The organism is Agromyces mediolanus (genome assembly GCF_044917495.1).
GTDB classification, from domain to species: Bacteria; Actinomycetota; Actinomycetes; order Actinomycetales; family Microbacteriaceae; genus Agromyces; species Agromyces mediolanus_B.
Window position 1 is genome coordinate 21,379 of sequence record NZ_JAVSSI010000021.1, and the last position, 11,213, is coordinate 32,591.

The 11,213-nt window shown below is 73.3% G+C and carries 11 protein-coding genes; 7 read left to right on the forward strand and 4 right to left on the reverse strand.

Annotated features, from left to right (window positions below; genetic code table 11):
* Positions 1–32 precede the first annotated feature (32 nt).
* The 3 genes from ROT00_RS18015 (at position 33) to ROT00_RS18025 (ending at position 2,755) form a co-directional block, all read left to right on the forward strand.
* The gene (locus tag ROT00_RS18015) at positions 33–1,250 is read left to right on the forward strand and encodes a winged helix-turn-helix domain-containing protein (RefSeq protein ID WP_404776414.1); all 1,218 of its coding nucleotides are present in this window, start codon (positions 33–35) and stop codon (positions 1,248–1,250) included.
* Between the two features lie 192 nt (positions 1,251–1,442).
* On the forward strand, positions 1,443–1,781 hold the full coding sequence (locus ROT00_RS18020) for a PadR family transcriptional regulator (RefSeq protein WP_404776415.1): 339 nt from the start codon (positions 1,443–1,445) through the stop codon (positions 1,779–1,781).
* Positions 1,778–2,755 (forward strand): permease prefix domain 1-containing protein, encoded by a 978-nt coding sequence (locus ROT00_RS18025; protein ID WP_404776416.1) that lies wholly within the window; start codon positions 1,778–1,780, stop codon positions 2,753–2,755. Before ROT00_RS18020 ends, ROT00_RS18025 begins: the two co-directional genes overlap by 4 nt.
* Before the next feature lie 111 nt (positions 2,756–2,866).
* On the opposite strand, the gene ROT00_RS18030 is transcribed toward ROT00_RS18025, so the two are convergent.
* The 4 genes from ROT00_RS18030 to ROT00_RS18045 form a co-directional block, all read right to left on the reverse strand.
* Positions 2,867–3,655 (reverse strand): 3-hydroxyacyl-CoA dehydrogenase, encoded by a 789-nt coding sequence (locus ROT00_RS18030; RefSeq protein WP_404776417.1) that lies wholly within the window; start codon positions 3,653–3,655, stop codon positions 2,867–2,869.
* Positions 3,656–3,722: 67 nt separating this feature from the next.
* Entirely contained in the window at positions 3,723–4,904 is a 1,182-nt protein-coding gene (locus ROT00_RS18035; RefSeq protein WP_404776418.1) for a thiolase family protein, read from the reverse strand.
* A 25-nt stretch (positions 4,905–4,929) separates the two neighbouring features.
* Complete coding sequence (locus ROT00_RS18040; RefSeq protein WP_404776419.1) at positions 4,930–6,426, reverse strand: glyceraldehyde-3-phosphate dehydrogenase; 1,497 nt, start codon at positions 6,424–6,426, stop codon at positions 4,930–4,932.
* A gap of 192 nt (positions 6,427–6,618) precedes the next feature.
* The gene (locus ROT00_RS18045; protein ID WP_404776420.1) at positions 6,619–7,152 is read right to left on the reverse strand and encodes a hypothetical protein; all 534 of its coding nucleotides are present in this window, start codon (positions 7,150–7,152) and stop codon (positions 6,619–6,621) included.
* A gap of 186 nt (positions 7,153–7,338) precedes the next feature.
* Between ROT00_RS18045 and ROT00_RS18050 the strand changes: the two genes are divergently transcribed.
* From ROT00_RS18050 to ROT00_RS18065, 4 genes are all read left to right on the forward strand, one after another.
* Positions 7,339–8,298, forward strand: a complete 960-nt coding sequence (locus ROT00_RS18050; RefSeq protein ID WP_404776421.1) for an AraC-like ligand-binding domain-containing protein — start codon at positions 7,339–7,341, stop codon at positions 8,296–8,298.
* Between the two features lie 127 nt (positions 8,299–8,425).
* Positions 8,426–9,235, forward strand: a complete 810-nt coding sequence (locus ROT00_RS18055) for a MoaF C-terminal domain-containing protein (protein ID WP_404776422.1) — start codon at positions 8,426–8,428, stop codon at positions 9,233–9,235.
* A gap of 5 nt (positions 9,236–9,240) precedes the next feature.
* Positions 9,241–9,633: a nuclear transport factor 2 family protein gene (locus ROT00_RS18060; protein WP_404776426.1), complete on the forward strand. Its 393-nt coding sequence runs from the start codon at positions 9,241–9,243 to the stop codon at positions 9,631–9,633.
* 244 nt (positions 9,634–9,877) lie between these two features.
* Positions 9,878–11,065, forward strand: coding sequence for an ABC transporter substrate-binding protein (locus ROT00_RS18065; protein ID WP_404776424.1), 1,188 nt, complete (start codon positions 9,878–9,880; stop codon positions 11,063–11,065).
* Positions 11,066–11,213 lie beyond the last annotated feature (148 nt).

Below are 11,213 nucleotides of genomic sequence, written 5' to 3' on the forward strand. Positions count from 1 at the left end.
GAGTGTCGGCGGCGGGCGGTAGCCTCCCGCACATGGTGGACACCGTCAGCCCAGCGCTCGCCCGACGCATCGCGCTCGCCGCGCAGGGCATCGGCAAGCCCGTCTTCGAGCCCGGCGAGGCCGCCGGCACCAGGGCCGTGGGGGGCGTCGTCGATCGACTCGGACTGCTGCAGATCGACTCGGTGAACGTCTTCGAGCGCAGCCACTACCTCCCGGCGTTCAGCCGCCTGGGGCACTACGAGCGGGAGTCGCTCGACCGCCTGACCTACGGGCGCCGGGGGCGCACCGTGGAGTACTGGGCGCATCAGGCGGCGTTCATCCCGCGGCGGCTCTGGCCGCTGTTCGAGTTCCGCCGCGCCGAGTACCGCGACCGGGGCGAGGACTGGGGCGGCTGGGTCGCCGACGACCGCGGGCTCGCGGGCTGGCTGCGCTCGGAGCTCGCGGCGAAGGGTCCGCTCCGCGCGAGCGAGATCGAGCACGACGCCAACGAACGGCGCGGGCCCTGGTGGGGGTGGTCCGACGTCAAGCGCACGCTCGAGATGATGTTCCGCACGGGCGACGTCGTCTGCGTCGAGCGGCGCCGGTTCGAGCGCGTCTACGCCCTGCCCGAGCAGGCGCTCCCGGGCGAGCTCCTCGACAGCGCGCCGCCCGAGCCCGATGCTGTCCGCGAGCTCGTCGCGCTCGCGGCATCCGCCCTCGGCATCGCGACCGAGGCCGACCTCGCCGACTACTGGCGCATGAAGCGCGCGCCGGTGCGCCGCGCGATCGAGGAGCTGCAAGAGGGGGGCCTGCTGCTCCCGGTCGAAGTGCCGGGCTGGCGCACCGGCCAGAAGCCGACTGCCAGCTGGCTGCATCGCGACGCGCGCCGCCCGCGGCGGCTGGAGGCGACGGCGCTCCTCTCCCCCTTCGACCCCGTGGTCTGGTTCCGTCCGCGCACCGAGCGCATGTTCGACTTCCACTACCGCATCGAGATCTACACGCCGGAACCGCAGCGGGTCTTCGGCTACTACAGCCTGCCGGTGCTCGTCGACGATCGCATCGTCGGCCGCGTCGACCTGAAGAGCGACCGGCAGGCCGGGGTGCTGCGCGTGCAGTCGGCCTGGGCGGAGCCCGGCGCACCCGAGGAGACGGCGGCCCGGCTCATCCCGGTCCTGCGTCGCGCGGCCGCCTGGCAGGGGCTCGGGGAGGTGGCCGTGACCGGCCGCGGCGACCTCTCCCCCGCGATCGAAGCCGAGCTGCGGCGCGCCTGAGAGCGCCTGCGCCCGCAGTGCGCGCCTGACCCGCAGTGCGCCCTGCCCGCAATGCGCCCTGCCCGCCCTGTGCGTGCGGCGCGCCTGGAGGCGCGGGCGGTGCACGTTCGGCATGCGACGGGAGCAAGGTTCTTCACCCACACGTCATCGTGTGTCTTGCAATAGTGTGTATCGCACAGTATCGTGTGAGGCATGAGCACTGACGACCTCACCGCCGGCCACCTGCAGGAGCTGCGACGCGGCACCGTGGTGCTCGCCTGCCTCATCCGGCTGCGCACGGCCGATTACGGCTACGCCCTCCTCGAATCGCTGAACGCGCTCGGCATCACCGTCGACGCGAACACCCTCTACCCACTGCTCCGCCGGCTCGAGAAGCAGGAGCTGCTCACGAGCGAGTGGAACACCGACGAGGCGCGGCCCCGCAAGTTCTACCGCACGAGCCCCGCCGGTGAGCGTCTAGCCGAGACCCTCACCGGCGACTGGAAGCTCATCGACGCGGCGCTCGCGCGCCTGACGGGAGACGAATCATGACCGCCACACTGACCGACCGCTACGTCTGGGCCGCCGCCCGGAGCGTGCCGGAGGCGCAGCGCAGCGAGCTCGAACGCGAGCTCCGGGAGCGCATCGGCGACGAGACCGACGCGCTCCTCGAACAGGGCCGTTCCCCCGAGGACGCCGAGCGCGCCGTGCTCACGGAGCTCGGCGACCCCGTCGCACTCGCGGCCGGCTATGTCGACCGGCCGCTGCAGCTCATCGGGCCGCGCTACTACCTCACCTGGTGGCGCCTGTTGAAGCTGCTCCTCGCCATCGTGGTGCCCGTCGCCGCCGTCGGCGTCGCGCTCGGCAAGGCGATCGACGGGGCATCCGTCGGCGAGATCATCGGCACGGTCGTCGTGGTCTCGCTCTCGGTCGTCGTGCACCTCGGCTTCTGGACGACCCTCGTCTTCGCGGTGCTCGAGCGTGCGCCCGCCCCGGAGGGCCGGCGCGGCATCGACTCGCTCTGGACGCTCGACCAGCTGCCCGCGACGCCGGAACCGGCCCGCACCTCGCGCCTCGCCGACCTGATCGCCGCGGTGTTCTTCCTCGTGGTGTTCGCCGCCGCCATCGTCTGGCAGCAGTTCGGCATCCCGTGGGTGCCGCAGCTCGAGTCGATCCCGGTGCTCGACCCGGCGCTCTGGAGCTTCTGGCTGCCGTACTTCATCGGCATCATCGGGCTCGAGATCCTCTTCGCGGTCGCCGTCTTCCTCGCCGGGTGGAACTGGTGGCTGGCGACGGTCAACGTGCTGCTGAACATCGCGTTCACGGTGCCCGCCCTCTGGCTCCTCCTCGAGGGCCGCCTCGTGAACCCCGCCGCCCTCGAGGCGGTGGGCTGGCCCTGGGGCGACGCCGGCCCGATCGTGGTCGCCGTCGCCGTCGTGACCGTGATCGGCGTCGCCCTCGCCGACATCGTCGACGGCTTCGTCAAGAGCTGGCGGGCGGGCCGGGCGCGCCGCATCGCGGCCTGAGCCACGCGGCACCGCCCGGCACCGCACCGCCCAGCACCGCCCGCCCGCACCGCGCCCTATCGACGTGCCCGACTTTCCTGAACGTCGGGCACGTCGAGGGGTGTCGGCCGGCTACTTGGGCTGCATGCGGATGGCGCCGTCGAGGCGGATCGTCTCGCCGTTCAGCATCGGGTTGCGCACGATCGCCCGCACGAGGTCGGCGTACTCGACCGGCGATCCGAGCCGCGAGGGGTGCGGCACCTGGGCGGCGAGCGAATCCTGCACCTCCTGCGGCATCCCCGCCATCATGGGCGTCTCGAAGATGCCCGGTGCGATCGTGACGACGCGGATGAGCAGCTTCGAGAGGTCGCGGGCGAGCGGCAGCGTCATCGCCGCGACCCCGCCCTTCGACGCCGAGTAGGCGGCCTGCCCGATCTGCCCGTCGAAGGCGGCGACCGAGGCCGTGTTCACGATGACCCCGCGCTCGGCGGTCGCCGGAGCGCCCGGGATGCCGCCGGACACGGGCTCCGTCTCCGCCATCGCGGCGGCGGCGAGCCGGGTCACGTTGAAGGTGCCGATGAGGTTCACCCGGATGGTGCGCTCGAACACGTCGAGCGGCGCGGGACCGTCCCGCCCGACGGTGCGGTTGCCGGTCGCGATGCCCGCGCAGTTCACGGCGACGCGGAGCGGGCCGAGGGCCGACGCGGCATCCACGGCGGCGCGCACCTGCGCCTCGTCGGCGACGTCGGCCGCGACGAAGCGCGCGCCGGGGCCGAGCGCCGCGGCGGCCTCCTCGCCGCGCGGCCCCGGGAGGTCGACGAGGACGACGGACGCGCCGCCGTCGAGGAGCGCGCGGGCCGTGGCGCGGCCGAGTCCGGATGCGCCGCCGGTGACGATCGCCGAGCTGCCTGTCAGTTCCATTCCGTGTGGTTCCCCTTCTTCGTGAGCGGGCGCGAGCCCCGCGGGCTCGGCCCGAGTGCTCGGCCGGCTACGACGCGGTGCGCTCGATGATCATCGCGTTCGCCATCCCGCCGCCCTCGCACATGGTCTGCAGGCCGTAGCGGCCTCCGCTCGCCTCCAGCTGGTTCACGAGCGTCGTGAGCAGCCGCGTGCCCGAGGAGCCGAGCGCGTGCCCGAGCGCGATCGCCCCGCCGCGCGGGTTGAGCTTCGCCGGATCCGCGCCGGTGTCGGCGAGCCACGCGAGCGGCACCGAGGCGAAGGCCTCGTTCACCTCGTAGGCGTCGATGTCGTCGTGGTCGAGGCCGGCCCGCTGCAGCACGCGCTCGGTCGCGGGGATGACGCCGGTGAGCATCGTGATGGGGTCGCTGCCGACCACGACCGAGGCGTGCACGCGTGCGCGCGGCGGCAGACCGAGCCGCTCCGCGGCGGCCCGGCTCATGATCAGCGCCGCGGAGGCGCCGTCACTGAGCGGCGAGGAGCTGCCGGCCGTGATGCGCCAGTCGAGTTCGGGGAAGCGGGCCGCGAGCTCCTCGGTGCGGAAGGCGGCGGGGAGCCCGGCGAGCCCCGCGACGGTCGTGCCGGGGCGCACGGTCTCGTCGGCGAGGCCGTCGACGCCCGGCACCGGGACGAGCTCGGTGGCGAAGGCGCCCGACTCGCCCGCCGCCGCGGCGAGCTCGTGCGAGCGTGCGGCGTAGGCGTCGAGCCGCTCCCGGTCGAGTCCCCAGCGCGCGGCGATGAGCTCGGCGGCGACGCCCTGGTTGACGAGCCCCTCGGGGTACCGGGCGCGCAGGCGCGCCCCCTGCGGGTCGGCCCCCTGGAGGGACGAGCCGAGCGGCACCCGGCTCATCGACTCCACCCCGCAGGCGATGACGATCTCGGCCTGGCCGGCGAGCACCGCCTGGGCGGCGAACGCCACCGCCTGCTGGCTCGAGCCGCACTGCCGATCGATCGTCGTCGCCGGCACCGTCTCCGGGAAGCCGGCCGCCAGCACGGCGCTGCGGGCGAGGTTCATGGACTGCTCGCCGACCTGGCTGACGCAGCCGGCGATGACGTCCTCGACGAGCGCGGGATCGAGGTCGTTGCGCCCGACGAGCGCGTCGAGGACGCCGGCCAGGAGGTCGACCGGGTGCACGGCCGAGAGCATCCCGCCGGGCTTGCCGCGCCCGACGGGAGTGCGCACGACGTCGACGATGACGGCTTCGGTGCTCATGCCCTCAGCCTACGTCGCGAGCGGCTCAGGGAACCGGGGCGATCTCGCGCTCGACGACGACCGGCAGGCGCTCGGGGAGCACGACGGGGTGGCTGCCGGCCATCGCCTCGATGACGCGCACCACCTGGCAGGAGTAGCCGTACTCGTTGTCGTACCAGACGTAGAGCACTACGTCGGTGCCGTCGGCGATCGTCGCGAGGCCGTCGACGATGCCGGCGCGGTTCGAGCCGACGAAGTCGGTCGAGACCACCTCGGGCGACTCGATGTAGTCGATCTGCTGACGCAGCGGCGAGGTGAGCGAGGTCTGCCGGAGGAAGCCGTTCAGGGTCGCCTTGTCGGTCGGCCGCTCGAGCTGCAGGTTCAGGATGGCGAGCGAGACGTCGGGCGTGGGCACGCGGATGGCGGAGCCGGTGAGCTTGCCCTCGAGCTGCGGCAGCGCCTTCGAGACGGCCTTCGCCGCGCCCGTCTCGGCGATGACCATGTTGAGCACGGCGGAGCGGCCGCGGCGGTCGCCCTTGTGGAAGTTGTCGATGAGGTTCTGGTCGTTCGTGAAGGAGTGCACCGTCTCGACGTGTCCGCGGACGACGCCGTAGGCCTCGTCGATCGCGGCGAGCACCGGGGTGATCGCGTTCGTCGTGCAGGACGCGGCGGAGAGGATGCGGTCGCCCGGCTCGATGACGTCGTGGTTGATGCCGTGCACGATGTTCTTGATCGCGCCCTTGCCGGGCGCGGTGAGGAGCACCCGGGAGACGCCGGTGGAGCGCAGGTGCTGCTCGAGCCCGGCCTCGTCGCGCCAGCGGCCGGTGTTGTCGACGACGATCGCGTCGCGGATGCCGTAGGCGGTGTAGTCGATCGACGCGGGGTCGTCGGAGTAGATGACCTGGATCAGCGTGCCGTTCGCGAGGATCGTGTTCGCCTCCTCGTCGACCTCGATGGTGCCCTGGAAGGGGCCGTGCACCGAGTCGCGGCGGAGGAGGCTCGCCCGCTTCTGCAGATCGTTGTCGCTGCCGCGGCGCACCACGATGGCGCGGAGGCGGAGACCCTGCCCGCCGCCGGAGTGGGCGATGAGGATGCGCGCGAGGAGGCGCCCGATGCGGCCGAAGCCGTAGAGCACGACGTCGGTGCCCGCAGCCGGGGCCGCGTCGACGTCGACGAGCACGGGGGCGAGCTCGGCGCGGAGGAAGGCGGTGAGCGCGGCGGCGTCGGCGAGGTCTCCCCCGGCCTCGGCGAAGCGGCTGACGAGCCGGGCGACGTCGATCGAGGCCGGGCCGGGCGCGATGTCGCGGAGGGCCTCGAGCACGTGCATGGTGTCCTCGAGGTCGAGCTCGACGTCACCGGCCTGGCGGGCGAAGCGGTGCGCCTTCAGCAGCTCGACGGCCGAGCGGTTGATGAGCCGCCGCCCGTGGATGCTGGTGACCACTCCGTGGTCGCGGTAGAGGCCGCCGATGAGCGGAATCATCCGCTCGGCGAGCTCCTCTCGGGCGATCCAGTCCTGACGTCGGGCTTCGAACTCGTGGCTCACGTTGCGTCCTTCTCGGCCGCGCGCGCACTGGTGGGCAGCGTCGACCGCACTCGAAAACGGGGGTGTCTGGGATTGTACGGACCCGCGGAGTGGGAAGGACTGGACGCGGCGGCACCTCGGACCGCTCTCAGTGTACCGTGCGTCGAGCCTCGCTCAGTTCGCGCCGCGCGGGGGCGGCGCGAGCGCGCTCGATCACCAGGCGGGCATGGCGACGAGCATCGCGAGCATCGCGACGGCCATGAGCGGATGCCGCCAGGCGGCCACCCCCGGCTCCTGGCGGCGCGCCCGCGGCAGGTGGACGAACGCGGCGACGGCGAGCCCGGCCGCCGCGAGGAGGAGGAGGAGCGCCGCGAGCACGGGGCCGGCGTGCCCGGCGTGCGCGGGCCCGGCGACGACGGCACCGCCCGCGGCATCCGGCACCGCCATCCCGAACCACATCGCCGCCATGAGCAGGATGGAGCCGGCGTGCCAGCCGAGCTCGCTCCGGGCCGCCCGCGCGGGCCGGCCGAGCAGCAGGGCGAGGGCGGCGAGGAGCAGGACGGCGCCCCAGGCGACGGGCGCGAGCATCGTCCCGGGCAGCAGCATGTCGAGCGCGGAGACCGTCATCACGATCGCCGCGGGCGCGACGCGCCGCGGTGCCGCCCGGCGCGCGACGGCGATGCCGGCGCAGGCGCCGGAGGCCGCGGTCAGCCCGATGGCGGCGACGGTGAGGGCGGGGGCGAGCACGTTCCGACGCTAGCCGCGGCGCGGCAGGGCGGTCAGGTGCGGCGCCGCACGGGCCTTGTCCGCGAGCGCACGGAGCCGCGCCGTACCCCGTTCCGGGGCGGGTGCCGCCTCCAGCGGAGCCTGCTAAGCTCGCCGCTACGGATCGTATACAACGCAGTCGCGTTCCGAGCACATCGAGGTGAACCCGTGCACAGCTCCCCCGCCGCTCGCTCCGAGCAAGGCCCCGTCTCGACCATCCTCGCGCGCGATTTCTCCGCCTTCCGCACCGCGGTGAGCGACTCCTTCGTGCCCCTGCAGGTGACGAGCGAGCACCCCGATCCCTTCCGCGGGCTCATCCGCGCCGCGAGCGTCGACGAGGTGCACGTGAGCGAGGTGCGGGCGACCGACCACGTCGTCGAGCGCACCCCCGAGCTCATCGCCCGCGGCGACCGCGGCTCGTTCAAGCTGAGCCTCATGCTCGCCGGCTCCGGCATCCTGATCCAGGACAACCGCGAGGCCGTCCTCCGCCCCGGCGACCTCGCCGTCTACGACACCAACCGGCCCTACTCGCTCGTCTTCGACGCCGAGTTCCGCACCATGGTCGTCATGTTCCCGAAGCACCTCATCGACCTCCCCGCCGAGGTCGTCGGCCAGCTCACCGCCGTCCGCATGGCCGGCGACGAGGGCCTCGGCGCCCTCGTCGTGCCGTACCTCACGCAGCTCGCCGGCAACCTCGAGCAGCTGCACGGCTCGGCCGGCGTGCGGCTCACGCACAGCGCGCTCGACCTCGTGACCACGGTGTTCGCCCGCGAGCTCGACCTCGACCGCGAGGGCGGCGACCCGCACCAGGCGCTCATGCAGCGCATCCGCGCGTACATCGACGAGAACCTCGCCTCCACCGAGCTCGGCCCGGCCTCGATCGCGGCCGCGCACTACATCTCGACCCGGCACCTGCACGGGCTGTTCCAGTCGCAGGGCACCACGGTGTCCACCTGGATCCGCACGCGGCGCCTCGAGCGCTGCCGCCGCGATCTCATGAATCCGCTCTACGCGGATCGGCCCGTCGCGGCGATCGCCGCCCGCTGGGGCTTCGTCGACGCCGCGCACTTCAGCCGCGCGTTCAAGGCCGCGTACGGGCACGCCCCGAGCGAGCTCCGCGCCCGCTGAGCCGGGCTGCCCGCTTGCCGCGCGCGGCACGCGGATTGACCAGCCCCGCACGATCCCCCCTGCGCCCTTGAGGCGCCCTCCGGTCCCGGCCGAGCATGACTCGAACGACCGATCGGAAGGATGCAGCATGACCGACACGACCGCCCCGGTGAAGGGCGAAGAGGACTGGCACACCTACGACGAGTTCGCCGCCGGCATCGACACCTACCGGCTCCCGAGCGGCTCGCTCGCCGGCCGTCGGGTCGCGCTGAGCCTCGACGGCGGCGAGCGGCTCGAGCTCGACTTCGACGAGGCCACCGTGCGCTGGACGGGCACCGGCGCCCTCGACCAGGACGCGCCGGCCGTCGACCCCTACGACGCGGTCGCCGTGCGCGAGGGCGTGCACTTCGTGACCCTGCCGCTCGAGAGCCGGGAGCGCGAGTCGCTCACCGTCGTGCTCTCGGCGCCGACGGGCCGGGCGATCGTCGTGCTCAGCCGGATCGCCGACGACGAGACCCCCGACGACGTGCCCCGCGTCGGGCAGACGTTCTGGGCGGCGACGATCGACGGGACCGAGGCCACGGGCGAGGCGCCCGGCCCGAGCCGCGAGCTCATCGGCAAGCGCAACGTCTACCGCTACAGCCCCGAGCACCTCTACGAGCACGTCTACGTCTCGAGTCTGCGCTACGCCTGGCAGTGCCTCGAGGGCGTGCAGCGCGGGCACGGCGACATGGACCTGTCCACCGTCTGGAAGCTCGACGAGGGGCTCTACCTCTTCTGCTTCCGCGAGTTCCGCATCGCGGTCGCGAGCGTCTGGCTCCACGATCTCGGCTACCAGCTCATGACCACGGGCAACTTCCTCGGCCTCACGGGCGACGGACGCAGCGAGCACTCGAAGGCGGGCGGGCACATCTACCCGCTCGGCTCGGTCGCCTACCCCGACGTGCAGCCGGTGTGACCGGGATGGGCAACGCGGAGACCATCGCCGCGCACTACGCGGCATCCGACGCCGGCGACCTCGCCGGCATGCTCGCCCCGCTCGCCGAGGACGTGCGCTGGACCGAGGCCGCCGGCTTCCCCTACGCGGGCACCTACGTCGGCCCGCAGGCCGTCGCCGAGCACGTGTTCGAGCGCATCCAGGCGGAGTGGGACGACTACACGCTCACGATCGACGAGCTCGTCGACGGCGGCGACACGGTCGTCGGCATCGGCACCTACTCGGGCACCTACCGGGAGACGGGGCGCTTCTTCGCGGCGCGCGTCGCGCACGTCTGGCGGCTCGAGGGCGGCCTCGTCACCGGCTTCGAGCAGTTCACCGACACGGAGCTCGTGAACCGCGCCATCCGCACCGCCTGAGGGCGGAGCACCGCGGCCCGGGCCGCCCGCGCCCGACCGCGCGGGCGGCCCGCCGTCCGTCGCGCCGGGGCGGCCGACGAGCCGGCGCACGCGTCTTCCCGCTCAGGCAAGCGTCGTGCGCTGCACGGCATTCCAGGGCGCCTGGCGCCGCTGGAGACTGCATGCCACGCACCAACGTCGTTCCGTGCCCGGATCGACGACGGATGCCGCGGCCGACCCCGCGGCCATCGAGAGGCAGGATCCAATGAAGCATCACCTCCTCGGCGCGACGGCACTCGCCGCCGCGACAGCGCTCGTCCTCGCCGGCTGCGCCGGCGGCGACTCCGGCGGCGACGGCGGCGGCTCGCCCATCGTCGTCGGCTCGGTCAACACGAAGAGCGGTCCCGCGACCTTCCCCGAGGCGAGCCTCGCAGCCGCGGCCGTGTTCGACGCCTTCAACGAGGCCGGCGGGCTCGACGGCCGCAAGATCGAGTACAAGTCCCTCGACGACAAGGGCGACCCGGCGAGCGCCTCGGCCGCCGCCCGCGAGATCGTCGGCAGCGACGAGGCCGTCGCGATGGTGGGCTCGGCGAGCCTCATCGAGTGCGAGATCAACGCCCAGTACTACGAGCAGGAGCAGATCCTCTCGATCCCCGGCATCGGCGTCGACACCGGCTGCTTCTCCACGCCGAACATCGCGCCGGCGAACGTCGGGCCCTTCAACGACATGACCCTCACGCTGTACTACGGCTCCGAGGTGCTCGGCCTCGACGACATCTGCGTGCTGCTCGAGATCGCCGGCTCCACCCGGCCGACCTACCAGGCCGCGATCGACCGCTGGACCGAGGTCACCGGCAAGGAGCCGATCTACGTCGACGACACCGTGCCCTACGGCGCGTCGGACTACACGCCGTACATCGTGAAGGCGAAGGACGCGGGCTGCAAGGCCGTCGCGGTGAACCCCGTCGAGCCGGACGCGATCGGCCAGGTGAAGGCCGCCGCCGCCCAGGGCTGGGACGACGTGACCTGGCTCTACCTCACGAGCGTCTACAGCGAGAACTTCGCGAAGGCCGTCTCCGACGTCGGCGCGGGCGTCTACGTGCCCGCCGAGTTCTACCCCTTCACCGACGCCGAGAGCGACGTCAACAAGGAGTGGCGCGACCTCATGGAGGCGAACGACATCCCGCTGACCTCGTTCAGCCAGGGCGGCTTCCTCGCGGCGAAGTACTTCATCGAGGTGCTCGAGGGCATGGACGGCGACATCACCCGCGAGACGGTGACGAAGGCGCTGCACGACATGAAGCCGATCGAGAACCCGATGGTCGGCACGCCGTGGGTGTTCGGCACCGCCGACGCGCACCACGACAACACCGCGGGCTGGCCGATCAAGCTCCTGAGCGGCACGAACGCGTGGGAGTCGAACGGGGACGACTGGATCGTGATCCCGGAGTGAGCCGGGGGGGGGGGGGGGGGGGCCCCCCCCCCCCCCCCCCCCCCCCCCCCCCCCCCCCCCCCCCCCCCCCCCCCCCCCCCCCCCCCCCCCCCCCCCCCCCCCCCCCCCCCCCCCCCCCCCCCCCCCCCCCCCCCCCCCCCCCCCCCCC